Below are 25,340 nucleotides of genomic sequence, written 5' to 3'. Positions count from 1 at the left end.
GGCGCGACGGCCGGCCGGGTCCGGGCCGGCCGTCGCGGGACGGATCAGTCGCTGGCCAGCGCATCCCCGGCGGCCGGGTCGCAGTCGCGGAGGAACTGGGCGCAGCGGGCCGCCTCGTCGGCCTCGCCGATCTCACCGGCGGCCCGGGAGAGCACGTAGAGGCAGCGGAGGAAGCCCTGGTTGGGCACGTGCGACCAGGGCACCGGCCCGTGTCCCTTCCAGCCGCTGCGGCGCAGCTGGTCCAGGCCCCGGTGGTAGCCGGTGCGGGCGTACGCGTACGCCGGGACGACCTGGCCCGCGGCGAGCGCGCGGCCGGCCAGCGACGCCCAGGCCGCGCTGTAGGTCGGGAAGCGGGCTGCGACCTCGGCGTACGCCTCTTCGGTGCCCTGCTCGACCGCGGCGGCGAGCGCGGCGTCGGCCTCCTCGGAAACCGGGAGCAGGGTGGCCGGTGGCTCTGGCAACAGGTTCTGCATCGCCCCATTCAACCCGCTTCGCCCTGGCGCGCGCGAGGGGGGCCGGCCGGTCGGTCGGCTGAACGGCTGAGGGTTTCGTCACGCCTCGGCGGGACCACACGTACCCGCGGCCCATGCCGCCGCGGTGGTTCTTGCACTACAACTACAGGTCCGGAGCCTCCCCAGGACCGGTTACGCAGGAGCCCGGCGGCGCACCCGCCGGGCTCCTGTCCGTACCGCCCGGGTTTGCGAGGTTGCCCGGCCGGGGCAGGATGATCTGGTGCCGACCCCACCACCCGCGGACGTCATCGAGCCGCACGCGCCCCACGTCGACGAGGTCCAGACCCGGACCGAGTTCGATCACCGGCTGGCCGGGGGGACCCTCGCCGGCCTGACCGTGCAGGGGCTCCGCCTCGACCTTGATCCGGTTCCGGACCTGCGCGACGTCGACGTCGCCGGCACGCTCTTCGTGGGCTGCCGGTTCGCCGACCGTGAGGTGGGCGCGGACCTGGTCCGCCGGGGCGCCAACGTCGTGCCGCCGTTCTCCGGGCTGCCCTACCCGACCCAGCCGTCGCACCTCTACACGGCCGACGACCTGGCCGCCGGCTTCGCCGAGGGCGGGTTCGCCGGGATGTACGACACCCGGGTGTACGCGCACTTCCGGGCGCACGGCGGCGCGCTGCCGGACGTCCGCGAGGCGCTCGGTCAGCGGCTGCACGACCACGGCGTGGACAACGCGCTGGCCGACGCGACCCGGGCGTGGCTGGCCGTGCACGGGCCGCAGTCCGTGGTGGGCGTGATGGGTGGGCACGCGGTGCCGCGCGGCAGCGCCGCGTACCGGATGGCGGCGGTGCTGGGTCGGGAGCTGGCGCGGGCGGACCGCCTGGTGGTGACCGGCGGCGGTCCGGGGGTGATGGAGGCGGCGAACCTCGGCGCGTTCCTGGCGGCCTGGCCGGCCGAGGAGCTGTCCGCCGCCATCGACGTGCTGGCCGCCGCGCCGGACTTCACCGATCACGACCGGTACACGGCGGCGGCGCTGGCGGTACGCAAGCGGTACGCGGACGGCCCGTCGCTGCCCTCGCCCCGGCCGGCCGCGCCGGACACCGGGTGGGCCCGCTCCGGCGGCCTGGCCATCCCCACCTGGCTGTACGGCCACGAACCGGCGAACCTGTTCGCCGGCCGGATCGCCAAGTATTTTTCCAACGCCATCCGGGAGGACACCATCCTGCGCCTGGCCCGGGGCGGCATCGTGTTCGCGCCCGGCCGGGCCGGAACCGTGCAGGAGGTGTTCCAGGCCGCCACCAAGACGTTCTACGGCACCGACGGCGCCAGCGGCGCGTACGTCTTCCTCGACCGCGCGTTCTGGACCACGGAACTGCCGGTGGAGTCGCTGCTGCGACCGTTGTTCGCCGCGTCCCCGTTCGGCGACCTGTCCCGCACGATCCACCTGACTGACGACGCCCGCGAGGCGGTCGCCCTCCTCGTGCGCTGACCGTGCAAGGAGGGGCCCCCTTTTAACGCCTGCGGTAAAGGAGGGGCCCCTTGTTAACAGACGTCTGTTAACAAGGGGCCCCTCCTTTCACGCGGAGCGCGTTACTTCATCCGGGTGCCGGTGGAGCGCAGGTGCTCGCAGGCCTCGACCACGCGGGCGGCCAGGCCGGCCTCGGCCAGCTTGCCCCACGCCCGCGGGTCGTACTGCTTCTTGTTGCCGACCTCGCCGTCGATCTTCAGCACGCCGTCGTAGTTGCGCAGCATGTGGTCCGCGACCGGGCGGGTGAAGGCGTACTGCGTGTCGGTGTCGATGTTCATCTTCACCACGCCGTAGTCCAGCGCCTCCCGGATCTCCTCCAGCAGCGAGCCGGAGCCGCCGTGGAAGACCAGGCTGAGCGGCTTCTCCTTGCCGTACTTGGCGCCGACCGCGTCCTGGATCTGCTTGAGCACCTCGGGACGGAGCTTCACGTTGCCCGGCTTGTAGACGCCGTGCACGTTGCCGAAGGTCAGCGCCGCCATGTAGCGGCCCTTCTCGCCCAGGCCGAGCGCCTCGACCATGGCCAGGCCGTCGTCCACGGTGGTGTAGAGCTTGTCGTTGATGGCGTTCTCGACGCCGTCCTCCTCGCCACCGACGACACCGACCTCGATCTCCAGGACGATCTTGCCCTTGGCGGCCTCGGCGAGGAGCTGCTCGGCGATCTCCAGGTTCTCCGCCACCGGCACGGCCGAGCCGTCCCACATGTGCGACTGGAACAGCGGCTCCTGGCCGTTCTTGACCCGCTCCTGGGAGATGGCCATCAGCGGCCGGACGAACTTGTCCAGCTTGTCCTTCGGGCAGTGGTCGGTGTGCAGCGCGATGTTCACCGGGTACTTCTTGGCCACCTCGTGCGCGTACGCGGCGAACGCGGTCGCGCCGGTCACCATGTCCTTGACCGACGGGCCGGACAGGTACTCCGCGCCGCCGGTGGAGACCTGGATGATGCCGTCGCTCTCCGCGTCGGCGAAGCCCTTGAGCGCCGCGTTCAGCGTCTGGGAGGAGGTCACGTTGATCGCGGGGTACGCGTACCGGCCGGCCTTGGCCCGGTCCAGCATCTCCGCGTAAGCCTCGGGGGAAGCGATGGGCATGTCGAACGCTCCTTACTTACCGCTCTCGGCCGTACAGGCCGTCGTCTTTCCTCGGGTGCGCCGGACCGCGCTGTCCACCGCGGGCAGTATCCCGTAGAAGCGAACGCGGGACACAACCGACCCGGGCACCGCTCACCGTTCCTCCAGACGGTCCGGCACGGCGACGCTGATCAGCCAGCTCACCACCGACACCACGATGGCCCCCCAGAAGGCGGCCCAGAAGCTGTCGACGTGGAACGGCAGGCGCAGTACGCCGGCGATCCAGTCGGTCAGCAGGAACAGCAACGCGTTCACCACGAGCGCGAACAGACCGAGCGTGAGCAGGTAGAACACGCAGCCGAACACCTTGATGAGCGGCTTGAGCACCGCGTTGACCACGCCGAAGACGAGCGCCACCACGATCAGCGTGAACACCGTGTTGCCGCCGTTGCGGCCGGTGACCTGCACTCCGGGCACGATCAGCGTGGCCACCCACAGCGCGACCGCGGTGATCGCCAGCCGGATGAGGAAGCCCACGCCTTCATCCTGGCACCGGCCGCGCGCCCGGGGAGGCGCAATCGCCGACTCCGCGCTTCGCCCGGCTCCGAGCGGTGGCCCCGACCAGCCCGTACGGTGGTGGGGACACGGTCGGAACGAGACGCAGGGAGGGACGATGGGACAACCCGACGAGGACTTCGCCCCGAGCGACCACCTCGCTCCGGAGGAACGCGACCCCGAGGCGGAGCCGGCCGACGCGGTCGAGCAGGCCGCCCCGGCCACCCTCGACGACACCGACGGTGAGCCGCACCGGGGCCTGGAGGTCGCCGACTGGGACGCCATGGAGCAGGCCCGCGTGGTGGGCGCCGACGAGGACGACTACCGCTGACGCTGGTCAGCGCAGGCTGACGACCTGCGCCGGGTGGGCGGCGGTCCAGCCGGCCAGCCGGTCGCCCCGCAACGCCTCCAGGAACCCGTCGACGAGTGTCGGGTCCGGTTCGAAGCCGCGCGCCGTCCACTCCTGGAAGCGGACCGGCAGGCCGAGCGCGACCGGGTCGGCGGTGCCCGCCCGAACGGCCACGGAGAGCAACGCCGGCAGGGACAGGTCACCGGTGTCCGTGGTCAGGGCCGGTCCGACCTGGCCGATCAGCCGGCCGAGGCGTACCGGATCGGTGGTGATCCCCTGCTCGCGTATCTGGCGGAGCAGGCCGGCCGCGTACCGGAGCGCGTTGCGTTCCCGGTCCAGCACGGCCTCGCGCAGGCCGTACCGCTGTCGGAGCAGGTCCACCGCCTGCGCGCCGTCGAGGCGCTGACAGCCGGCCGGGAAACGCCTGTCGGTGTGCACCGAGCGCACCGCCGCCGGCAGGCAGACCGGTACGCCGCCGACCGCGTCGGTGAGCGTCCGGGTGGCCTGGTAGGTGAGCACCGCCCCGGCGTCCACCGACGCCCCGGTCAGCCGGGTGACCGCCTGGCGGGTGGCCCGGTAGCCGGCCGCCAGGTCACCCGAACCGGCACCCCGGGCGAAGGTCGCGCTGAGCTTGTCCGTCCCGCCGTCGGGCATCGGCACGAGCAGGTCACGCGGGATGGACACGAGGTAGAGCCGGCTCCGGTCGGCCGGCACGTGCACCAGCACGATCGAGTCGGCCCGCCGGCTCGCGTCCGCCTGGTCCAGGCCGAGCAGCAGCACGTTCAGCGCGGTGGCGGGGGGCGGCGGCGCGGCGGTGGCGAGCGGCGTGGGCTGTGGCGGTCGGGGCGCCACCACGGTGAAGCCGACGAGCGCGACGGCGGCCACCGCCAGCGCGGTGCCGGCCAGGCGTACCCGCCGACGGCGGCGACGTCGACGGGCCACCGCCCGGTCGATGGCGGCCCGGACCGGGCCGGTGGACGGCGTCAGCGCCTCGTACCGGGCGAACGCGGCCCGCAGCTCGTCCTCGATCATGAGCAGACCTCCACGTGTTCGGCTCGGAGCGTGGCCAGGGCGCGCGAGATGTTCGACCGGACGGTGCCGACGGCGCAGCCGAGCACCTCGGCGATCTCCGCGTCGGACAGGTCCTCGTAGTAGCGCAGCACCAGCGCGGCGCGCTGCCGTCTGGGCAGCCGGGACAGCCAGGACCAGACCTGGTCCCGGTCCACCGCGGACTGGGCGTGGTCGGCGGGCGCGGGCACCGCGTCGTCCGGCTCGCCACGCAGCAGCACCCGGCGGGCCCACGAGCCGCGCCGCCAGTCCACGAACTGGTTGGTGAGCATCCGGCGCACGTACCGTTCCGGCGCGTCGGCGCGGGCCACCCGTCGCCAGTGGAGCTGGACCCGGACCATGGTCTCCTGCACCAGGTCCTGGGCCTGGTGCGGGTCGCCGGTCAACATGACCGCGTACCGCAGCAGCGCGCCCAGCCGCGCGTCGACGAACTCCTCGTACGTCACTGCACCTCCCGGTGTCCCGCTCGGTAGACGGGCGCGGGGGCACCGAACATTGCGTCGGTGGTGATCAACCGTTCGGTCAATGTTCGTCGTTCGGGGCACCGGACCGGCTTAAGGAATCTTTAAGCTCCACGGGCTCCACCTGATCATCCCCACGGGAGGACCCCCTACATGCTCAGCAACTCCACCCGGCGCTGGCTCGCCGGGTTGGGCGTCGCAGGCGCGTTCGTCGCCGCCTCCGCCACTCCCGCCGTCGCCGCGGCCCCCCAGGTCAAGCTGGGCCTCTACTTCAGCGACACCACGATCGCGACGAACTCCGACGGCAAGATCGACAGAAGCAGGATCTACAGCTCCGCCCCGACGGTGCTGCACGACGTCGCCGTCCGCTACGACTTCTCCGACCTGGCCGGCAAGGTGACCGTCAGCAACGCGGACGACCCCTACTGCAGCACCCCGTCGGAGTACGTGCTGCTCTGCGCCGACCCGTTCGACATCGACGCGGACGTGTGGGGTTCGAGCGGCATCTTCGAGGTGCAGCTCAAGGCCACCGCCAAGGCGAAGGACGGCGATGCCGGCACGCTGAAGGTGACCATGACCGCGGCCGGCTACGAGCCGGTCTCGCACGACGCGAAGATCCGGGTCGGCGAGGGCGTCGACCTGGCCGCCGGTCCCGAGACCAAGACGTCGGTCGCGCCGGGTGGCACCTTCACCGCTCCGGCCACGGTCAGCAACGCGGGCGAGCTCACCGCCAAGGGCGCAGTCGCCATCTTCTACAACGACTACGGCCTCAACGCGGCCAAGCACTTCAACAACTGCACCTACGCGGGCGACGAGCTGCGCACCTGCACGTTCGACGCGGAACTGCCCTCGGGCAGCACCTTCAGCGCGTCGCTGCCGTACGTCCTCGGCGCGGACACCTACGCCCCGAGCTCCAAGTACGGCGAGATCATCTGGATGACCCCGGCCGAGTTCGAGGACTTCCAGAAGGACGTGGGCTTCTACCAGGAGACCATCGGTAAGCCGGGCACCGACGGCGAGCTGGCCCTCACCGCGGTCCCCGGCAAGGCGACCGCCCGGGGCTTCCAGGCCGATCGGCAGCCGGAGAACAACGGCGCGATCATGACGGTGACGGCGACCGGTAAGAACGGCACCGATCTCGAGGCGCTCGGCACCTCGGTGACCGGCAAGGCCGGCGCCACCGTGAAGGCGACCTTCGGGCTGCGTAACAACGGTCCGGCGACGCTCGACTACAACCGGGCGGGCAGCTCGGTCACCTACCTGAACTTCGACGTGCCGCAGGGCACGACGGCGGTCGCCGTACCGGAGAACTGCATCACCAGGAACGGCGAGGAGTGGGGCGAGCCGGGCGAGCCGGGCCAGCGCCACTACTTCTGCTACTTCGGCAGCGTGCTGAAGGCCGGCGAGTCGGCGATGCTGGACTTCTCGCTCCGGATCGACAAGGTGATCGCCAACGCGACCGGGCCGGTGAAGATCAATGTCACGTGCCAGTGCGACGGCGGCTTCATCCGTGACCTGAAGCCGGCCAACGACACCGCCAAGGTCGTCGTGAACGCCGCCGCGGGTGGCGACGGCGGCCAGGGTGGCGGTGACGGCGGCACGCTGCCGATCACCGGTTCCTCCACCGGCCTGATCGCCGGCATCGGCGCGCTGCTGCTCGCCGCCGGCTTCGGCGGCTACGTGGTGGCCCGCCGCCGCAAGACCCGCTTCGTCGCCTGACCGAACCACCCCGGGTGCCCCGCCGACCACCACATCGGCGGGGCACCCCCACATCCAGAGCACCCCGAAAGAAGACCCCAAAAGCAGCACGGTCCGACGGAGACCGACCACGACAGGGTTTCCGGGGGAGCCCGACCCGCGCAGGGATCAAGCCTGACCGCCCGGAGCGGGTCGGGCTCCCCCGGAAACCCCCACGACACCACAGCAAAGATCAAGGAACATCAACCCCGTGCTGCTGACCCTCACCACGACCCACCACCCCGCCACCGACCTCGGCCACCTCCTCGTCAAGCACCCGGACCGCGTGCAGAGCTTCGACCTGCCCGCCGGCACCGCGCACGTGTTCTACCCGGAGGCGGACGAGGCGCGGTGCACGGCGGCGCTGCTGGTCGAGGTGGACCCGCTGAAGCTGGGCGGGGGCCGGGGCCGCAGGCAGTCGACCTCCCCGGAGGGCTTCACGCTCGGGCAGTACGTCAACGACCGCCCGTACGCCGCCTCCAGCCTGCTCTCCTCGGCGCTGACCAAGGTGTTCCGTTCGGCGCTGCGCGGCGAGTCCCGGGACCGCCCCGAACTGGCCGCCACCGAACTCCCGCTGACCGTACGGGTGCCGGTGCTGCGCTGCCGGGGCGGTGCCGAGCTGGCGGTGCGCGTCTTCGCCCCGCTCGGCTGGACCGTGACGGCCACCCCGGTCCCGCTCGACGAGACGTACCCGGACTGGGGTGACAGCCGCTACGTCGACCTGACGCTGACCGGGACGCTGCGGCTCGCCGACGCCCTCAACCATTTGTACGTGCTGCTGCCGGTGCTGGACGACGCCAAGCACTACTGGGTCGCCCCGGACGAGGTGGACAAGCTGCTGCGGGCCGGCTCCGGCTGGCTGGCCGACCACCCGGAGCGGGGCCTGATCACCCGCCGCTACCTGGCGCACCGCCGGGCCCTGGCCGGCGCGGCGCTGGCCCGCCTGGCCGAGCTGCGCCTGGCCGACGAGCCGCCCGCCGACGACAGCGTCGACCCGGGCGCCGCCGAGGACGCGCCGGCCGGGAACGCGGACCCGCGTCGCGCGTCGCTGGCGGTACGCCGGCGGGAGGCGGTGCTCGCCGCGTTGCGCGACAGCGGCGCGAGCCGGGTGCTGGACCTGGGTTGCGGTGGTGGTGCGCTGCTCACCGCGCTGGCCGCCGACCGGCGGTTCACCGAGGTGGTGGGCGTCGACGTGGCCGACCGGTCGCTCGCCATGGCGGCCCGTCGGCTGCGGCTGGACCGGCTGCCGGAGCGGCAGCGGGACCGCATCCGCCTGCGGCAGTCGGCGCTGACGTACCGGGACGACCGGCTGCGCGGCTACGACGCGGCGGTGTTGATGGAGGTGGTCGAGCATCTCGACCCGCCCCGGCTGCCGGCGCTGGAGGACGCGGTGTTCGGCCACGCCCGGCCGGGCACGGTGGTGGTGACCACCCCGAACGTGGAGTACAACGTCCGCTACGAGGGGCTCGGGCCGGGCCGGTTCCGGCACGCCGACCACCGGTTCGAGTGGACCCGGGCGGAGTTCGCGGCCTGGGTGGCCCGGGTCGCGGCGGCGCACGGCTACACCGCCGCGCTCGGCGGCGTCGGCGACGACGACCCCGAGGTGGGTACCCCGACCCAGCTTGCGATCTTCACCCGCGACGACCGGAAGGAGGAGACGAGCCGATGACCGTCCTGGACATCCCCGAGCTGGCGCTGGTGGCGCTGGTCGGCGTCTCCGGCGCCGGCAAGTCCACGTTCGCCCGCCGGCACTTCGCGCCCAGCCAGGTGCTCTCCTCGGACATGTTCCGTGGCCTCGTCGCCGACGACGAGAACGACCAGTCGGCGTCCGCCGACGCGTTCGACGCGCTGCACCACGTGGCCGGCATCCGGCTGCGGCGCGGTCGGCTGACCGTGGTGGACGCGACGAACCTCCAGCCGCACGCCCGGGCCGGGCTGATCCGGGTGGCCCGGGAGCACGACGTGCTGCCGGTGGCGATCGTGCTCGACGTGCCGGAGACGGTGGCCTGGGAACGCACCGAGGCGCGCGCCGACCGGACGCACGGCCGGCAGGTGCTCACCCGGATGCGCCGTGACCTGCGGCAGTCGTACGGGCGGCTGGCCCGGGAGGGCTTCCGCAAGGTGCACGTGCTGCACGGCGTCGAGGAGATCGACGCGGCCGAGGTCCGCTACGAGAAGCTGTTCAACGACCGGCGCGAGCTGACCGGCCCGTTCGACATCGTCGGGGACGTGCACGGCTGCCGCGCCGAGCTGGAGGGGCTGCTGTCCCGGCTCGGCTACGCGCTGCGCCGCGACGACGCGGGCCGCCCGGTGGACGCGTCGCACCCGTCGGGGCGTACCGCGGTCTTCGTGGGTGACCTGGTGGACCGCGGCCCGGACTCGCCCGGCGTGCTCCGCCTGGTGATGGGCATGGTGGCGGCCGGGCACGCGATCTGCGTGCCGGGCAACCACGAGCAGAAGCTGCTGCGCAAGCTGCGCGGCCGGGACGTGCGGCTCACCCACGGCCTGGCCGAGACGATGGCGCAGCTCGCCGCGGAGCCGGCGGAGTTCGTCGCCGGCGCGGAGGCGTTCATCGACGGTCTGGTCAGCCACCACGTGCTCGACGGCGGACGGCTGGTGGTGGCGCACGCCGGCCTGAAGGAGGCGTACCACGGCCGGGCGTCCGGCCGGGTGCGGTCGTTCGCGCTCTACGGCGAGACGACCGGTGAGACCGACGAGTACGGCCTGCCGGTGCGTTACCCGTGGGCGCGCGACTACCGGGGTTCGGCCATGGTCGTGTACGGGCACACCCCGACGCCGGAGCCGGAGTGGGTCAACAACACGATCTGCCTGGACACCGGCTGCGTGTTCGGCGGCAAGCTGACCGCGCTGCGCTACCCGGAGAAGGAGCTGGTGGCGGTCCCGGCGGAGCGGGAGTGGTACGCCCCGGCCCGCCCGCTGGTCCCGCCCGTCCCGGCACGGCCGGACACCGTGCTGGACGTGGCGGACGTGACCGGTCGGCGGCACCTGACCCACGCGTACGGGTCGCTGACCGTGCCGGCCGAGAACGCCGCCGCCGCGCTGGAGGTGATGAGCCGGTACGCGCTGGACCCGGGCCGGCTGGTGTGGCTGCCGCCGACCATGGCGCCCTGCTCCACGTCGACCGTGGCGGGGTTCCTGGAGCACCCGGCGCAGGCGTTCGCCGACTACCGCGCGGCCGGCGTCGACCGGGTGGTGTGCGAGGAGAAGCACATGGGCTCCCGCGCCGTGGTGCTCGTGGAACGGGAGCCGGGCCGGTTCGGCGGCGGGGCGGTGCACACGCGTACCGGCCGGCCGTTCTTCGGGCCGCCGCTCGACGACGAGCTGCTGGCCCGGGTGCGCGCCGCGGTCACCACCGCCGGTCTCTGGGCCGAGTTGGACACCGACTGGCTGCTGCTCGACACGGAGCTGCTGCCCTGGTCGGCGAAGGCGGGCGGCCTGATCCGCGAGCAGTACGCCAGCGTGGGCGCGGCCGGGCGGGCGGCGCTGCCGGCGGTGCTGGCCACGCTGGACGCCGCGGCCGGGCGCGGGCTGCCGGTGGACGGGTTGCGGGCGCGGATGGCCGAGCGGGCCGCCGAGGTGACGGCGTACTCGGCGGCGTACCGGGCGTACGTCGGTCCGACGGACGGGTTGCGCGGCGTCACGCTGGCCCCGTTCGCGGTGCTGGCCGGTGCCGGGGCGAGCTACGCGGACCGCGACCACGGCTGGCATCTGGCGCTGGCGGACCGGCTCCGCACGGCCGACCCGGAGTTCTTCACGCCGACCCGGCGGCTGGTGGTGGAGCTGGCCGACGAGGCGGCGGTGTCGGCGGCCACCGACTGGTGGCTGGCGCTGACCGCCGCCGGTGGCGAGGGCATGGTGGTCAAGCCGTACGCCGGCCTGGCCGCCCGGTCGCCGAAGGGCTCGTTGCTCCAGCCCGGGATCAAGTGCCGGGGTCGGGAGTACCTGCGGATCATCTACGGTCCCGGGTACACCGAGCCGGCGCAGCTCGCCGCGCTGCGCAAGCGGTCGCTGGGCCGCAAGCGCGGCCTGGCGTTGCGGGAGCACGGCCTGGGCCTGGCCGCCCTGGACGCGCTCGCCGAGGACGCTCCGCTCTGGCGTCGTCACGAGCTGGTGTTCGCGATCCTCGCCTGCGAGTCCGAGCCGGTCGACCCGCGCCTCTGACCTACCCTCGCTGTTTCCGGGAAAGTGGGCCCATCGACGGGCGAATGGGCGCTCTTTCCGGGAAAAAGCGGGGGTGGGCCGGGGGTGGGGGGTGGACGGGTACCCTATGTGGCCGTGGACACAGCAGAGAAGACCCGGATGATCTCCGAGAACGTGGCGTTGAACCCGCTCGACCCGAAGGACCTCATCCACACCTTCGGGATGATCGGCGTCTGGGCGATCCTGTTCGCCGAGACCGGTCTGCTGGTCGGCTTCTTCTTCCCGGGTGACTCGCTGCTCTTCCTGGCCGGGGTGGCCGCCTCGCCGGTGGCCGACGCCATCTTCGGTGACGGCACCCGGTTGTCGCTGGCCGGGCTGATGATCGGCGGCCCGATCTGCGCGATCGCCGGCGCGCAGCTCGGGCACTGGCTCGGCGCGCGCTACGGCCGACGCATGTTCGACAAGCCCAACTCCCGGCTGTTCAAGCGGGAGTACGTGGCGAAGGCGGAGCACTACTTCCAGAAGTTCGGCCCGGCCAAGGCCGTGGTGCTGGCCCGGTTCATCCCGATCGTGCGGACGTTCCTGAACCCGGTGGCCGGGGTGCTCGGCATGCCGGCCCGGCAGTTCTTCGTGTGGAACGTGGTCGGCGCGGTCCTCTGGGTGGACGGCATCCTGCTGATCGGCTACCTGCTGGCCCGCCAGATCTACGACGCCATCGGCGACAAGATCGACAGGTACATCCTGCCGGTCGTCGCGTTGATCATCCTCATCTCGGTGCTGCCGATCTTCTTCGAGTTCCTCCGCGACCGGCGGGCGCGCAAGCGCGGCGAGGCGGTCGCGGTGATCGCCGCGGCGACCGCGGCCGGCGCCGTGGACGCCGCCCGGGACGCCCTCGACGGCGACGACCACCCACACGGGCACGGCGGCCAGCACCGCCGCTGACCGATTCGGACACACCGAAGGCCGGCCCCCGGGCGGGGGCCGGCCTTCGCGTCTGACCTGTCGGGTCGCGGGTGACACGGATGACGGCAGCCGTCACCGTGCGTCGATGGCGCCACCCCTGGCACGCCACCGGTCACCCACATCCGGGCGGAACGGCCTGTCGGGTTCGACGCGCGTGTCAGCGCGCCGGGACCCGGCCGGCCGACCCGTCCGCAACCGGGCAGTGGTGTCAGCGAGCCTTCTTGGTGGCCCGCTTCCGCGGCGGGGTGAGCAGATCCGCGATCGTGGCGATCGCGGTCGGCACCAGCCGGTAGTACGCCCAGACACCGCGCTTCTCCCGCTCCAGCAAGCCGGCCTCGGTGAGGATACGCAGGTGGTGACTGACCGTCGGCTGCGAGAGGCCGAGCGGCGCGGTGAGGTCACACACGCACGCCTCCCCCTCGGGAGCCGACTGGATCAGGCTGAGCAGCCGCAGCCGGGCGGGGTCGGCGAGGGCCTTGAGGACCCCCGCCAGCCGCTCGGCGTCGGCGCGTTCGATCGGCTCGCCGGCAAGCGGCGAGATCTGAGGCATGGTCATTTCAGCCAACGCAGTTCCCACGTATTCCATCCTTCCACCAGCAGCATCGATCCGCCTGCATATCAGCAGATCCGAATCGGCAAACTTTTAGGCCACAAGGCCGAGGTCAGCCAACGTATAGGCCGCCCGATAAGGCAGTCCGGCGGCTCGCACCGCGTCGCCGGCGCCTCGATCAACAATAACCGCCACGCCCACGACTTCCGCGCCCGCCTCACGCAACGCCTCGATGGCGGTCAACACACTTCCGCCCGTGGTCGAGGTGTCCTCCACCGCCAACACCCGACGCCCGGACACGTCCGGGCCCTCGATCCGGCGCTGGAGGCCGTGCGCCTTGCCCGCCTTCCGGACCACGAAGGCGTCCAGCGGGCGATCGGTGCCGGCCGAGGCGTGCAGCATCGCGACGGCCACCGGGTCGGCGCCCAGGGTCAGGCCACCGACCGCGTCGTACGCCCAGTCCGCGGTGAGGTCGCGCATCACCCGGCCGATCAGGGGAGCGGCCTGGTGATGGAGCGTGACGCGACGCAGATCGACGTACCAGTCCGCCTCACGGCCCGACGAGAGCACCACCCGACCGTGGACCACAGCCAGGTCAGTGATGAATTTACGCAGGTCGTCGTGGTCGCCCATGGCGATAGAGCGTACTTCCCGAGTCTGTACGCCGTCTGTGGGGCCCACCGCCGTCAACCCTCCGGGCAACCGATGAGTGGCGATGCCCGGCTACGCTGTGCGACCGTCCATCCCGGTCAGGCGACGGATCGACCCGATCGCCGGGAGCACCGCCCGGTCACCCACCAGCCCGGTCGACAGCTCCCCGGGTGTCGCGCGTGAAGCCGCGCAGCAGCCGTTTCGGCGCGTGCCGCAGCCCGGCCACGGCCAGCTTGTACTTCCAGTCCGGAACGCTCACCAATTTGCCTTTGCCCAGGTCACGAAGCCCTTCATCGACGACGGAGTCAGCCCGCAGCCAGGCCCAGGCGGGCAGTCGGGACATGTCTATGCCGGTTCGCTCGTGAATTCCGGTGCGCGTGTAACCGGGGCAGAGCGCCATCACACGTACACCGAGCGGAGCCACCGACTGGCCGATCGACTCACTGAAATTGGTCACCCACGCCTTGCTGGCGGAGTATGTCGATCCGGGCATGGGCACCCCGAACCCCGCAACCGAAGAGACATTTATCACTGCCCCGTGACCTCGTTCGATCATCGGACCGAGAGCCGCGTGGGTGAGCCGGAGCACCGCCAACACGTTGAGTCGGACCAACCGCACCTCGTCCGGCACGGCCGACCTGACGAACGGGGTGTCCAGACTGATCCCGGCGTTGTTCACCAGCAGTTCCACCGGCGAGCCGGCGGTCAGCCGGCGCTCGACCATCGCCCAACCGTCGTCGGTGGACAGATCGGCCGGGAGCGTCTCCGCCGCGCCGCCGTGCCGGCCGGTCAGCTCGGCCGCCAGCGCGCCGAGCCGGGCGGCGTCCCGGGCCACCAGCACCAGGTCCCACCCGTCGGCGGCGAGCCGGCGGGCGAACGCCTCGCCGATCCCCAGGCTGGCGCCGGTGATGAGGGCCCGGCGACGGACGGGTGCGGCGGCGTCGGTCATGGACGATCCTCCGGAGGGGGCGGGCCGGACGGGGACGACGGCGGCGCGGACGGAGGCATCGGCGGCGCGGACGGCGACGAGGGCGCGGACGGCAACGGGTGCGCGGACGGAGGCATCGGCGGCGCGGACGCGGGTGGCGCGGACGGAGGCGACGACAACGGCGGGGGCCCGGTCGGTGTGGTCAGGCCGGGTGGCGGGCCCCAGGGCGTCGGCCCCGAGGCGGGACCGCCGGACACGGTCGCGCCGTAGCCGGTGGCCGGGCCGGACCGCGCCGGGGCCGGACGGCGCAGGAAGGCGTTCGCCGAGGGCGCCGCGAGCAGCGCGACGACCACCAGGTACCCGAGGATCTGCGCGACCAGCATGGCCGCGTTCGCCGCGATCCAGAAGTCCGGGTACGCGCCGCCGACCAGTCCCAGCAGGTCGGCGGTGACCCGGTCGTCGGCACCGAGCCGCAGCGGGGCGGCCCGCTGCCCGACCAGCGTCGCGAACCCGCAGCAGCCGCAGAGCAGCCCCAGCCCGGCGACCGCCCAGGTGGCCACCCGTGCGCCGGGGCGGCCGGCGCGCAGCCCGAGCGCGAGCCCGACCAGCAGCAGCGCGGCCAGCACGCCGAGCACGGCGGCCAGCACGGTCGAGCCGCGCAGCAGGCCGGCGACCCGGTCGATGTCGTCACCGCCCGCGTCGGTGCCCGCCGCGGCGGCCCGGAACCGGTCCACCGTGCCGCCGGCGATCACCAGGTTCGTCGCCGCGTACGCCACGGCGCCGACCGCCATCAGCAGCAGCACCGCCACCGCCGCGACGACCGTGCCCGGCCGGCGGGGCGCGGCCCGATCGGGGTACGACACGACAGGTCCCTCCGGTAGGCGTCGGCTTGCAACCTACTCGGAGGGACCGTCGGCGTCGCTGATATCCGGACGTCAGTTTCCGGAGGGCGGCTCCGGGTCACGACGCTCGCCCGGCTGACCGGTCGGCCCGGCCGGCGGTGGCGTGGTCGGCGGCTGGTCGGGGGTCGACGGGTACGCCGGGTACGCCGGGTCGCCCGACTGCCCCGGAGCCGACGGATAGCCGGGGTCGGCCGACTGGCCCGGTGCCGACGGGTACGCCGGGTAGGCGCCACCCGGCACCGGCGGCTCCCAGCCCGCCTTCGGCTTGCGGAAGAACTCGTTCGACTTCGGCAGCGCCAGCAGGATCAGCGCGCCCAGCAGCGCGAGCAGCGCGACGACGCCGAGCAGCGTGCTGACCGGGGCGAACCAGGACGGCAGCGCGTCCTCCAGCCGGCGCTGGATCTCCTGCCCGCTGGGCAGGTCGCCGCTGGTGTTGCCGCCGCCCATGGTGCCGCCGGAGACGCCGTTGAGCAGGCTGCCGCCGGTGCAGCAGAACAGGATGCCGCCCACCACCCAGGTGGTGATGCGGGAGGCGTTCTTGCCCCGGTTGTTCAGCAGCGCCAAGACGACGAGACCGGCCGCCAGCAGCAGCGACAGGATCGACGTGCCGATGGTGAAGGCGTACGCGACGTCGCCGGCCGACTCGGCCGAGGTGCCGGCGTACGCGTCCTTCAGCACGTCCCGGATCTTGCCGATGACGGACAGCGTCACGATCAGGTTCAGCACCTGGATCGCGGCGACGAGAATGAGCAGCCAACTGGAAAGCGTCACCACACTGGGACGCACGCGGGGCGAGGTGCCCGGAGCATCGACCATGATTCTCCCTCCCTGGATGAGATCACCACCGTAGCGATCCCGGGCCAGGTGAGCACGGCAGGAGGCCTCAGCGGTCGGCGGCGCGGCGCAGCCGCCGGTGCTCGGCGGTGACCACGCCGAGCAGCGCGAGGTCGAGCGCGACCGCGGAGACCGCGCCGAACTGGTTGACCGTGAAGTTGAAGACCTGTCCGAACAGCAGGTCGACCAGGATGGCCAGCTTGAACAGGCGGAACGCCTCGGTCCGGTCCCGGCGCAGCAGCCAGGCCGCGCGCAGGCTGAGCACGGCGGTGACCAGCGCGGTGGCGCTCACGCCGAGCACCGCGCCCCACTCCCGTTCCTGGTCCAGCGCTCCGGTCACGCCGTCGACGACCACCGCCACCACGGTCGCCACCGGCTCCACCACCAGCCAGACCACCACCGGCCAGACCAGCCAGCGGCGGCCCACCGCCCAGGCGGCGAGGCGTCGGGCCCACGCCGCCCCGCGCTGCCAGAAACGCACCGGCGGCGGTTCCCGGCGGGGCACCGCGTCCAGCACCTGGGCCAGGGCCGCCTCGGTGGCCGGCCCGGTGCCCTGCACCAGGCGCAGCACCGCGATCCGACGCCTGTCGGTCAGCCCGCCGGGCAGGCCGCTGAGCACCAGGTCGAGCGCGTTGGCGGCGCGTTCGGCCGGGGTCAGCCTGGCCCGGCCGGTGCGCCCGCGTACCGCCTGGGTGAGCAGCACCAGCAGGGCGAACGCGACGTAGATGATGGCCGCGGCGGGTGCGTAGAAGTAGTCGGTGCGGGCGGTGACGAACTTGCCGACCTCGTCGATGAAGAGCCCGAACCCGACTCCGCCGACCACCGCGCCGGCGGTGCGCGGCCCACCACCGAGGAACACCAGCGCGATGCCCAGGCCGACGACGAGCAGCAGGCCACCCCAGAGCACGTGCGCGATGTGCAGCCCACCGCCGCCGAGCTGCGGATAGTTGGCGGCCTGGAGGTAGGCCCGGACGGCCAGCACGGTGACCACACCGGAGAGCACGAACGCCTGGAGGTACGCGGCGGCGTCGATCGCCCGGGTCGGCAGCCGGCGGACCAGCCGATGGTGTGCCCGCATGCTCCGAAACCTAGTAGCCGCGCCACTCCTCGCGGGCGTACTCCAGGACCCTGGGCTGCAACAGCGTGGAGGCGGGCACGTCCACCCGGCCCCGGTCGGCGGGGAACGTGGCGGCGGCGGCGAGCACGGCCGGGGTGAGGAAACGCAGCGGCGGCGCGTCGGCCGGCAGGGCCAGCTCGGGCGCGGCGTCGCCGGGCGCGGCGAGCACGAACCCCCAGTCGCCGAAGCTCGGCACGTCGACGTGGTACGGCACGGTGGCGAACCCCGCCTCCCGCACCGACCGCTCGATCGACCAGTACGACCGGGGCGCGAAGTAGGGCGAGCCGGACTGCACCACCAGCCGCCCGCCCGGGGCCAGCACCGGCCGGACCAGCGCGTAGAACTCGACCGTGTAGAGCTTCGCGGTGGCCGTCTCGTCCGGGTCGGGCAGGTCGGCGATCACCACGTCGAAGCGTTGCGTGGCGGTCCGCAGCCAGCCGAACGCGTCCAGGTTGAGCACCCGTACCCGGGGGTCGGTGAGCGAGGCGTGGTTGAGGTCGCGCAGTTGCGGCTCGCTGCGGGCCAGCGTCACCACGGCCGGGTCGAGGTCGACGAGCGTCACCGAGCGCACGTCCGGGTACTTCAGGATCTCCCGCGCGGCCAGCCCGTCGCCGGCGCCGAGCACCAGCACGTCACCGTGCGGCCCGCGCATCGCCGGGTGCACCAGCGCCTCGTGGTAGCGGTACTCGTCGACGGAGCTGAACTGAAGGTCACCGTTGAGGAAGAGCCGCAGGTCGGTGTCGGTGTGGCCGACCTCCCGCACCGAGCGGGTCAGCACGATCTCCTGGTAGCGGCTGCGCTCGGCGTGCACCACCGGGTCGCGGTAGAGCTGCTGGCGCGCGGTCACCTCGAAGTCGTGGGCGGTCACCCAGGCGTACCCGAGCAGGAGCGCGACCACGACGGAGCCGGCGCCGAGGCCGACCCGCGCCCGGCGGCTCAGCTCGTCGCGGAACACGGTGAACACCAGCACCACCCCGGCGACGGCGTTCACCGCGCCGACCACGAGCGCGCCCTTGAGCTGACCGAAGATCGGCATCAGCAGGAACGGGAAGGCCAGCCCGCCGAGCAGCGCGCCCACATAGTCGGCGGCGAACAGGTCGGCCACCGCGCTGCCCGCCGACTGCTCGCGGATGCGTTGCAGCATCACCATCAGCAGCGGGATCTCCGCGCCGATCAGCAGGCCGAGCACGAACGCGGTGCCGACCAGCGCCGGGCCGTAGAGGTCCAGCCAGGCGAACGCCGCGTAGAGGCCGAGCACGGAGAGACCGCCGAGCAGCGCGAGCGTCAGCTCGATCGCCGCGAACGCGGGCGCGGCCCGGGACTGCAACGGCTTCGCGACCAGCGCGCCGACGCCCATCGCGAAGACCATCACGCCGAGCACGATCGACGCCTGCCCGACCGCGTCGCCGATCAGGTAGCTGCCGAGCGCGACCAGCGCCAGCTCGTACACCAGGCCGCAGGCCGCGCAGACGAAGACCGCGAGCAGGACCGCCGCGCGGGCCGCGCGCCACCGCGGCCGTGCGGGCACGTCGACGGTCACGCTCCCTCCCGGGTACGCCCGGCGGGTCCCGCCCCGGCGCGCTGCGCGGGCACCGGTCCTCGAAGCTGTCGATTCCGCTGTCGCACGCCCACGGCGATGAACAGCGCGGCGACCAGGAACAGCCCGACCGTGGTGAGCAGCAGGACCCACCGGTCCCGCCAGAAGTCGCTGCCGGCGTCCGGCAGCGGGGCGGCCGGGGTGGCCGGCTCGGCGGTGGGGGTGGCGGCCGGGTCGGCCAGCCCTCGCTCGGCGGCGAGCAGCGGCAGCATCGTGGCGGCCCGGGTGACGGCCCAACCCGGTTCGTCGACGAACGCGTCCTCGTCCAGCCCGAAGCGGCCCAGCCCCGACTCGATCGCAGAGAGGTCCGAGAAATCGATGTCCGACGAGCCTCGGACCCGGATCGCGGCGGAGTCGTTCGACTCGCTGCTGGACGACGTGTAGAAGACGTTGGCGGTCACCTCGATCCAGCGCGCGCAGCCGGCCGCGCCCTCGACCGCGGTGCCGTCGCCGAGGTTGGAGCCGACGCTCACCGGGTCGTACCCGTCGAGCAGTCGCCACCCGTAGCAGATGCCCTGGCTGTCGGCGGCGGTCTCAAGGATCGGCACGGTGCCGGAGCGCTCGTCGGCGGCCGGCGTGGGAACGGTGGTGTCCGAGTCGCCGGTGATCGCCCCGAGGACGCAGGCACCGACCGTGACCCCGATGATCACCGTCCAGATCAGCACCTGTTGGCGCTTTTTCTGCGCGCCCGTCGCGGTGGTCTTGCTGTTGGTCATCAGCTGATGGCGGCGGCGATGATCGCGCCGGTGGCGACGTGCACCGTGGCGGAGATCCAGACCGCCGGGTGCGGGTCCGGGTCGACCAGCAGCTCGCCGAGCTTGCCGGGGGTGGCCACGTCGAGCAGCACGAACGCCGCCGCCATGATCACCAGACCGAGGAACCCGTACGCGGCGGCGCCGACCAGCCCGAGCGTGAAGTCGTCGTCACTGGCCACGATCGCGGCGACCACGACGGTGCCGACGCCGACCAGGTTGGAGGCGAGCAGCAGCGTGGCGTTGCGGTTGCGCTCGACCCAGATCAGCTCGTGGAGCTTGCCGGGGGTGGCCAGGTCGACAAGCAGGTAGCCGACGGCCATCAGGACCACGCCGATCACGCCGTAGGCGAGGGTGACCAGCAGATCGGTGACGAGATGCTGCACAGGAACTCCAGGGTGAGGGAAGTCGGACGGGCTACTTGCCGGCGCCGGGGCCGCCGCCCCGGACGGTGCTGCCTCGGCCCCAGCCCCAGCTGTTGCCGACGACGCTGTGGTACCGGGGGTACGCGGTGGACATCCGCTCCAGCAGGATCACCGAGCCGACGGCGAGCGGGAGGATCACCACCGAGTCGTCGTCGTAGCGCAGGTACACGCCGCTGCCGTCGACGTACTGGTCGGCCGGCTGCCAGGTGTCGGTGATCTCCTTCGAGACCTGGCTCGGCGACCGGTTCGAGGTGTACGCGACGGCCTGCGAGCCGATGTCCCGACCGGACGCCCGGGAGTAGTGGTCCTGCACGTAGCCGCGTGGCGAGAAGTTGCCGTAGAAGATCGCGAAAGCGGCGACCAGCGCGCCGACCACGGCGACCGCCACGCCCACCACGAACCACCGTCGGTACGTCACAGCTCCTCCACCACCGTCTCGGTCAGGACCAGCTCGTTTGTCTGGGGGTAGGCGTGCCAGGTGCGCCAGGCGACCGGGCCGCCCGGCGGGTCGGGTCGGACGGCGAGCGCGGTGACCGCGTCCTCGTCGCCGGGAAACACCCCGACCAGGGCGTACGGGTCGCCGGCCAGTTCGGCGCGGAGCGCCGCGACCCGGGTGCGCAGGCCGTCGCCGGCCGGCCGCAGCACGGTGGCGGTGAACCGGTAGCCGGCGGTCGCGTCGTGCAGCGTGTCCGGCAGGTGCGGCCGGCGGCCGGGCAGGCAGGCGACCGTCTCGGTCAGCCCGCCGGCGACGACCTGGTGGGAGGCGCCGAGCAGGCGCAGCCGCAGCCGGGTCCCGCCGGGCAGGTCGACGTCGCGGACGGCCAGCGCCGGCAGCTCCGGGCCACCGAGCGTCAGGCTCAGGTCGGCGGCGCGGCTGTCGACGTACGGGGTCTGAAGGGCGACGAGCACGCTTACTTCACCTGATCCGGGCCGCCCTGCGGGTAGATCATCACCTCGGCGCGGCGCAGTTCCTCGCCGAGGTTCACCTCCCAGCCGGCCTCGCCGTACGCCTCGAACGACAACCGGGCCCCGCCGGGTGCCTGGTAGTCGTGGTAGCGCATGGTGCCGCGCGGGTCGAGGCCGGTGCCCTCGGTCGCGGTGTAGCGCGCCTGGCCGGACTCGTCCCAGTTGTAGCGGCGACCGGCGATCTCCAGCGTCGGGGCGCCCGGCGTCACCGTGGCCCCCGGCTCACTGGCCCAGAGCACCATCTCCAGGTCCGGCTCCGCCTCGACGGAGAGCCAGCGCTTCACACCACCGGCGTCGTCGAGCAGGTGTTCCGCCCAGCTCCAACCGCCCTCGACCAGGTGCACCGAGCCGCGCACGGTGTACGGCACCTGGCGGATCTCGACGATGTCGCCGGGCTTGAGCGCGCGCGGGTCGCCGCGCAGCGCGTCCGAGTCCCGGTCCCGGAACGGGTCACCGGGTGCCGCCTTCGGGCGTGGCGCCGAGCGGGACCTGCGCAGCGCGATCACGGCGATCACCACGCCGGCCACCCCCAGCAGGCACCCCAGCGTGGCCACCACGTACGCCACCGAACCGTTCATGACCGCTCCCCCCAACCTGCATTGGCGGAGACGGTAACAACCCCGCGCACCTCGACCGAAGCGCTGTTCGCTGAGTGTGGGGTCAGCTACGTTCTGCCGCGAGCCGCTCGGCCGCGTACTCACGCAGCGTGGTGCGGCCCATCACGCAACCGTGGAACGTGGTGAACTCGCCGTCGTCGTCGCGCAGCCGTTCCCAGGCGTCCCGCCCGGCCGCCGGGTCGACGGCTTCCAGCAGCGTCGCCGCGTACGCCTTCCCCGCCGGCGAGCCCTTCTTCAGCAGCCGCTCGACCCGCCTCCGGCCCGACTCCGGGTGCTCGCGCAGCTCCTGCTCCAGCCGCCGGTACGCGTAGGTCGCGGGCAGCACCTGCCCGGCGAACCCGACCCCGCCGAACGCAAGGGTGTCCGCGTCGTCAAGCTCCCGCACCGCCTGATCCAGCTCCCGCTTCCCACTCATACCCCACTATGTGCCCACCCCACCCCCTCCCCACCCCTCCCCCCTCCTCCCCCCGCCCTCAGGTGTTGATCAAGGAGTTTGCGTCGGCCAAGGGCCCTCCGGATGACGCAAACTCCTTGATCAACGATGTGGGGGGTTGGGGGGTGGGGGGTGGGGGTGGGAAGGGGGGCGGGTAGGGGAAAGGCCCGGCCGGAGGCCGGGCCTTTCGGGGTGGAGCGGGTCAGGCGGCGGTTACGGTCAGGCCGTCCTTCGTGTCGGCCAGGTCGACCTGGACCGTGTCGCCGTCGCGGATCTCGCCGGCCAGGAGCGCCTTCGCGAGGCGGTCACCGATGGCCGACTGCACCAGCCGGCGCAGCGGGCGCGCGCCGTAGATCGGGTCGTACCCGTGGTCGGCCAGCCAGGTGCGGGCCTCGTCGGTGACGTCCATGCCGAGCCGACGGTCCGCCAGCCGGCGCCGCAGCCGGTCGAGCTGGATGTCGACGATGGCCCGCAGGTCCTGGCCCTGGAGCGCGGCGAACACCACGATGTCGTCGAGGCGGTTGAGGAACTCCGGCTTGAAGTGCGACCGGACCACCGCGAGCACCCCCTCGCGGCGCTCCTCCTCGCTGAACGTGAGGTCGCTGATCACCGACGACCCCAGGTTCGAGGTGAGGATCAGGATGGCGTTGCGGAAGTCCACCGTCCGGCCCTGGCCGTCGGTGAGCCGGCCGTCGTCGAGCACCTGGAGCAGGATGTCGAAGACGTCCGGGTGGGCCTTCTCCACCTCGTCCAGCAGGATCACCGAGTACGGCCGGCGGCGCACCGCCTCGGTGAGCTGGCCGCCCTCCTCGTACCCGACGTAACCGGGCGGGGCGCCGACCAGGCGGGCCACCGAGTGCTTCTCGCCGTACTCGCTCATGTCGATGCGGACCATGGCCCGCTCGTCGTCGAAGAGGAACTCGGCGAGCGCCTTGGCCAGCTCGGTCTTGCCGACGCCGGTCGGGCCGAGGAAGAGGAAGCTGCCGGTCGGGCGGTCCGGGTCGGCGACGCCGGCCCGGGCGCGGCGGACCGCGTCGGAGACCGCGCCGACCGCCTCGGCCTGGCCGACCACGCGGGCCCGCAGCGACTCCTCCATCCGGAGCAGCTTGGCGGTCTCGCCCTCCAGCAGCCGGCCGGCCGGGATGCCGGTCCAGGAGGCGACCACGGCGGCGATGTCGTCCGCGCCGACCTCCTCCTTGAGCATCGCGCCGTCGGCCTGGAGCCGGGCCAGCTCCTCCTCGGCCTGCTTCAGCTCACCCTTGAGCGTGGGGATCCGGCCGTAGCGCAGCTCGGCGGCGCGTTCCAGCTCGCCGTCGCGCTCGGCCCGCTCGGCCTCGCCGCCGAGCCGCTCCAGCTCCTCCTTGGCGGTGGAGAGCTTGGTGATGTGGCTCTTCTCGGTCTGCCAACGCTCGGAGAGCGCGGTGAGCTGCTCACGCTTGTCGGCCAGCTCCTTGCGCAGCCGCGCCAGGCGCTCGGCGGAGGCGGCGTCGGGCTCCTTGGCCAGCGCCATCTCCTCGATCTCCAGCCGGCGCACCGCCCGCTCGATCTCGTCGACCTCGACCGGGCGGGAGTCGATCTCCATGCGCAGCCGGGACGCGGACTCGTCGACCAGGTCGATCGCCTTGTCCGGCAGGAACCGGTCGGTGATGTAGCGGTCGGAGAGCGCGGCGGCGGCGACCAGCGCGGCGTCGGTGATGCGTACGCCGTGGTGCACCTCGTAGCGTTCCTTGAGCCCGCGCAGGATGCCGATGGTGTCCTCGATGGTCGGCTCGCCGACCAGCACCGGCTGGAAGCGGCGCTCCAGCGCCGGGTCCTTCTCGATGTGCTCGCGGTACTCGTCGAGCGTGGTCGCGCCGACCATCCGCAGCTCGCCCCGGGCCAGCATCGGCTTGAGCATGTTGCCGGCGTCCATCGAGCCCTCGCCCTTGCCGGCGCCGACCACGGTGTGCAGCTCGTCGAGGAACGTGATGACCTGCCCGTCGGAGTTCTTGATCTCCTCCAGCACGGACTTGAGCCGCTCCTCGAACTGGCCGCGGTACTGCGCGCCGGCCACCATCGCGCCCAGGTCCAGCGAGACCAGCTTCTTGTTCCGCAGCGACTCGGGCACGTCACCGGCGACGATGCGCTGGGCCAGGCCCTCGACGATGGCGGTCTTGCCGACGCCCGGCTCACCGATCAGCACCGGGTTGTTCTTGGTACGCCGGGACAACACCTGGATCACCCGCCGGATCTCCGAATCCCGGCCGATCACCGGGTCGATCTTGCCGTCGCGGGCACTGGCGGTCAGGTCGACGCCGTACTTGGCCAGCGCCTGGTAGGTCTGCTCCGGATCGGCGGTGGTGACCCGACGGTCCCCGCCCCGGACGGTCGGGAACGCGGCGACCAGGTTCTCCTCGGTGGCGCCGGCGTTCTTCAGCGCGACCGAGACCGCGCCCCCGACCCGGGCCAGCCCGGCCAGCAGGTGCTCGGTGGAGGTGTACTCGTCGCCGAGCGGCCGGGCGATCTGCTCGGCGGCGCCGATGGCGTTGACGAACTCCCGGGCCAACGTCGGCTCGGCCAGACTGGAGCCGCGCGCGGCGGGCAGCGCGTCGACCGAGCGCTGGGCGGCCCGGCGCAGCTCGGCGGCGTCTGCGCCGACGGCGCGCAGCAGGCCGGCGGCGGTCGAGCCGTCGGTGTCCAGCAGGGCCAGCAGCAGGTGCCAGGGCTCCACGGTGGCGTGACCGCGCTGGTTCGCCAGCGCGACGGCACCGGTGATGGTCTCGCGGCTCTTGGTGGTGAGGCGTTCCGTATTCATGGGCTCCCCCGGGATCGGCGTGTCCACTGGACATGACACAACCAGAGTTGAGTCTATTCCGCTCAACTCCGCCTGTGTGACCCGGGTCACTCTTCGCCCTTCGGGTGCACCCGTTGCCGCTCGGACGACAACCGGTGCACCCGGTCGTCAGCGACCGCGGCGGCCGGGGAGACGCGTGGTGCAGGGCGTCACGTGGTCGGCGCGCAGCACGCAGCGCCGGCCGCCGTCGAGCTTGCGGTCGCAGAACACCCAGTGGCGTACGCCCTGGTCGTCCTCGGCCGAGACGGTGATCCCGCCCAACTCCACCGCCGCGAGGAACCCCAACGACCGGCCGGCCGTGCGGCCGAGCATTTTCGCCCGGGCCAGGTCCGACGCCCGCACCGGCAGGTGGATCACATATCGCCCGGTCATCGACGACCTACCAGGTCACGCA

26 protein-coding genes are annotated in these 25,340 nt (G+C 72.8%); 6 read left to right on the top strand and 20 right to left on the bottom strand.

The genetic code is table 11. From position 1 onward, the window contains the following. Positions 1-44: 44 nt before the first annotated feature. Positions 45-473: a DUF3151 domain-containing protein gene (locus tag ACZ6O5_RS18935; RefSeq protein WP_465978707.1), complete on the bottom strand. Its 429-nt coding sequence runs from the start codon at positions 471-473 to the stop codon at positions 45-47. A 259-nt stretch (positions 474-732) separates the two neighbouring features. Here ACZ6O5_RS18935 and ACZ6O5_RS18930 point away from each other — a divergent pair, with 259 nt between their 5' ends. Further along, positions 733-1,944 (top strand): LOG family protein, encoded by a 1,212-nt coding sequence (locus ACZ6O5_RS18930; protein ID WP_465978705.1) that lies wholly within the window; start codon positions 733-735, stop codon positions 1,942-1,944. Positions 1,945-2,045: 101 nt separating this feature from the next. Here the strand turns inward: ACZ6O5_RS18930 and fbaA are convergent, their stop codons facing one another. After that, positions 2,046-3,068 carry a class II fructose-bisphosphate aldolase gene (gene fbaA, locus ACZ6O5_RS18925; RefSeq protein WP_465978703.1) on the bottom strand — a complete coding sequence of 341 codons (1,023 nt, stop codon included), beginning with the start codon at positions 3,066-3,068 and terminating at the stop codon, positions 2,046-2,048. A gap of 132 nt (positions 3,069-3,200) precedes the next feature. Further along, positions 3,201-3,584: a phage holin family protein gene (locus ACZ6O5_RS18920; RefSeq protein WP_465978701.1), complete on the bottom strand. Its 384-nt coding sequence runs from the start codon at positions 3,582-3,584 to the stop codon at positions 3,201-3,203. Positions 3,585-3,720: 136 nt separating this feature from the next. On the opposite strand from ACZ6O5_RS18920, the gene ACZ6O5_RS18915 reads away from it, so the two are divergent. Then, positions 3,721-3,933, top strand: coding sequence for a hypothetical protein (locus ACZ6O5_RS18915; protein ID WP_281933614.1), 213 nt, complete (start codon positions 3,721-3,723; stop codon positions 3,931-3,933). Positions 3,934-3,939: 6 nt separating this feature from the next. On the opposite strand, the gene ACZ6O5_RS18910 is transcribed toward ACZ6O5_RS18915, so the two are convergent. Together ACZ6O5_RS18910 and ACZ6O5_RS18905 are read right to left on the bottom strand one after the other, a co-directional pair. Beyond that, positions 3,940-4,983 (bottom strand): LCP family protein, encoded by a 1,044-nt coding sequence (locus ACZ6O5_RS18910; RefSeq protein ID WP_465978699.1) that lies wholly within the window; start codon positions 4,981-4,983, stop codon positions 3,940-3,942. Further along, positions 4,980-5,465, bottom strand: a complete 486-nt coding sequence (locus tag ACZ6O5_RS18905; protein ID WP_465978697.1) for a SigE family RNA polymerase sigma factor — start codon at positions 5,463-5,465, stop codon at positions 4,980-4,982. Before ACZ6O5_RS18905 ends, ACZ6O5_RS18910 begins: the two co-directional genes overlap by 4 nt. A 168-nt stretch (positions 5,466-5,633) precedes the next feature. Here ACZ6O5_RS18905 and ACZ6O5_RS18900 point away from each other — a divergent pair, with 168 nt between their 5' ends. The 4 genes from ACZ6O5_RS18900 (at position 5,634) to ACZ6O5_RS18885 (ending at position 12,320) form a co-directional block, all read left to right on the top strand. Then, positions 5,634-7,199 (top strand): LPXTG cell wall anchor domain-containing protein, encoded by a 1,566-nt coding sequence (locus ACZ6O5_RS18900; protein WP_465978695.1) that lies wholly within the window; start codon positions 5,634-5,636, stop codon positions 7,197-7,199. A gap of 229 nt (positions 7,200-7,428) precedes the next feature. After that, positions 7,429-8,886, top strand: coding sequence for a 3' terminal RNA ribose 2'-O-methyltransferase Hen1 (locus ACZ6O5_RS18895; RefSeq protein ID WP_465978693.1), 1,458 nt, complete (start codon positions 7,429-7,431; stop codon positions 8,884-8,886). Beyond that, entirely contained in the window at positions 8,883-11,399 is a 2,517-nt protein-coding gene (locus tag ACZ6O5_RS18890) for a polynucleotide kinase-phosphatase (protein WP_465978691.1), read from the top strand. The genes ACZ6O5_RS18895 and ACZ6O5_RS18890 overlap by 4 nt, the downstream gene beginning before the upstream one ends. Positions 11,400-11,537: 138 nt before the next feature. Further along, complete coding sequence (locus tag ACZ6O5_RS18885; protein ID WP_405094107.1) at positions 11,538-12,320, top strand: DedA family protein; 783 nt, start codon at positions 11,538-11,540, stop codon at positions 12,318-12,320. A gap of 229 nt (positions 12,321-12,549) precedes the next feature. Here ACZ6O5_RS18885 and ACZ6O5_RS18880 read toward each other — a convergent pair whose 3' ends face one another. The 15 genes from ACZ6O5_RS18880 to ACZ6O5_RS18810 form a co-directional block, all read right to left on the bottom strand. After that, positions 12,550-12,927 (bottom strand): ArsR/SmtB family transcription factor, encoded by a 378-nt coding sequence (locus ACZ6O5_RS18880; RefSeq protein WP_007073957.1) that lies wholly within the window; start codon positions 12,925-12,927, stop codon positions 12,550-12,552. A gap of 57 nt (positions 12,928-12,984) precedes the next feature. Further along, entirely contained in the window at positions 12,985-13,524 is a 540-nt protein-coding gene (gene pyrE / locus ACZ6O5_RS18875) for an orotate phosphoribosyltransferase (protein ID WP_107162644.1), read from the bottom strand. 157 nt (positions 13,525-13,681) lie between these two features. Further along, positions 13,682-14,491 (bottom strand): SDR family NAD(P)-dependent oxidoreductase, encoded by an 810-nt coding sequence (locus ACZ6O5_RS18870; protein WP_431933840.1) that lies wholly within the window; start codon positions 14,489-14,491, stop codon positions 13,682-13,684. After that, complete coding sequence (locus tag ACZ6O5_RS18865; protein ID WP_465978689.1) at positions 14,488-15,333, bottom strand: hypothetical protein; 846 nt, start codon at positions 15,331-15,333, stop codon at positions 14,488-14,490. Before ACZ6O5_RS18865 ends, ACZ6O5_RS18870 begins: the two co-directional genes overlap by 4 nt. A 72-nt stretch (positions 15,334-15,405) precedes the next feature. Continuing rightward, on the bottom strand, positions 15,406-16,188 hold the full coding sequence (locus ACZ6O5_RS18860) for a hypothetical protein (RefSeq protein ID WP_465978687.1): 783 nt from the start codon (positions 16,186-16,188) through the stop codon (positions 15,406-15,408). 67 nt (positions 16,189-16,255) lie between these two features. Continuing rightward, the gene (locus tag ACZ6O5_RS18855; RefSeq protein WP_465979068.1) at positions 16,256-17,254 is read right to left on the bottom strand and encodes a hypothetical protein; all 999 of its coding nucleotides are present in this window, start codon (positions 17,252-17,254) and stop codon (positions 16,256-16,258) included. Positions 17,255-17,294: 40 nt separating this feature from the next. Further along, a complete protein-coding gene (locus ACZ6O5_RS18850; RefSeq protein ID WP_425785099.1) occupies positions 17,295-18,863 on the bottom strand; it encodes a polyamine aminopropyltransferase in 1,569 nt (522 codons plus the stop codon). After that, positions 18,860-19,636, bottom strand: coding sequence for a hypothetical protein (locus ACZ6O5_RS18845; RefSeq protein ID WP_465978685.1), 777 nt, complete (start codon positions 19,634-19,636; stop codon positions 18,860-18,862). Before ACZ6O5_RS18845 ends, ACZ6O5_RS18850 begins: the two co-directional genes overlap by 4 nt. Further along, positions 19,636-20,058 (bottom strand): DUF350 domain-containing protein, encoded by a 423-nt coding sequence (locus ACZ6O5_RS18840; RefSeq protein WP_465978683.1) that lies wholly within the window; start codon positions 20,056-20,058, stop codon positions 19,636-19,638. The genes ACZ6O5_RS18845 and ACZ6O5_RS18840 overlap by 1 nt, the downstream gene beginning before the upstream one ends. 31 nt (positions 20,059-20,089) lie before the next feature. Continuing rightward, positions 20,090-20,515, bottom strand: a complete 426-nt coding sequence (locus ACZ6O5_RS18835) for a DUF4247 domain-containing protein (RefSeq protein ID WP_281933638.1) — start codon at positions 20,513-20,515, stop codon at positions 20,090-20,092. Then, on the bottom strand, positions 20,512-21,006 hold the full coding sequence (locus ACZ6O5_RS18830; RefSeq protein ID WP_465978681.1) for a DUF2617 family protein: 495 nt from the start codon (positions 21,004-21,006) through the stop codon (positions 20,512-20,514). Before ACZ6O5_RS18830 ends, ACZ6O5_RS18835 begins: the two co-directional genes overlap by 4 nt. A gap of 2 nt (positions 21,007-21,008) precedes the next feature. Beyond that, positions 21,009-21,641 carry a DUF4178 domain-containing protein gene (locus tag ACZ6O5_RS18825; protein ID WP_405091883.1) on the bottom strand — a complete coding sequence of 211 codons (633 nt, stop codon included), beginning with the start codon at positions 21,639-21,641 and terminating at the stop codon, positions 21,009-21,011. An 82-nt stretch (positions 21,642-21,723) separates the two neighbouring features. Beyond that, positions 21,724-22,095 carry a hypothetical protein gene (locus ACZ6O5_RS18820; protein ID WP_465978679.1) on the bottom strand — a complete coding sequence of 124 codons (372 nt, stop codon included), beginning with the start codon at positions 22,093-22,095 and terminating at the stop codon, positions 21,724-21,726. 220 nt (positions 22,096-22,315) lie between these two features. Beyond that, on the bottom strand, positions 22,316-24,907 hold the full coding sequence (gene clpB, locus ACZ6O5_RS18815; RefSeq protein ID WP_465978677.1) for an ATP-dependent chaperone ClpB: 2,592 nt from the start codon (positions 24,905-24,907) through the stop codon (positions 22,316-22,318). Between the two features lie 147 nt (positions 24,908-25,054). Then, positions 25,055-25,318, bottom strand: coding sequence for a hypothetical protein (locus ACZ6O5_RS18810; protein ID WP_465978676.1), 264 nt, complete (start codon positions 25,316-25,318; stop codon positions 25,055-25,057). Positions 25,319-25,340: the final 22 nt, after the last annotated feature.

The organism is Micromonospora sp. NPDC049201 (assembly GCF_055586805.1).
The sequence above is the reverse complement of the archived record's forward strand: the minus strand, read 5'-3'. Positions and strand labels throughout refer to the sequence as shown.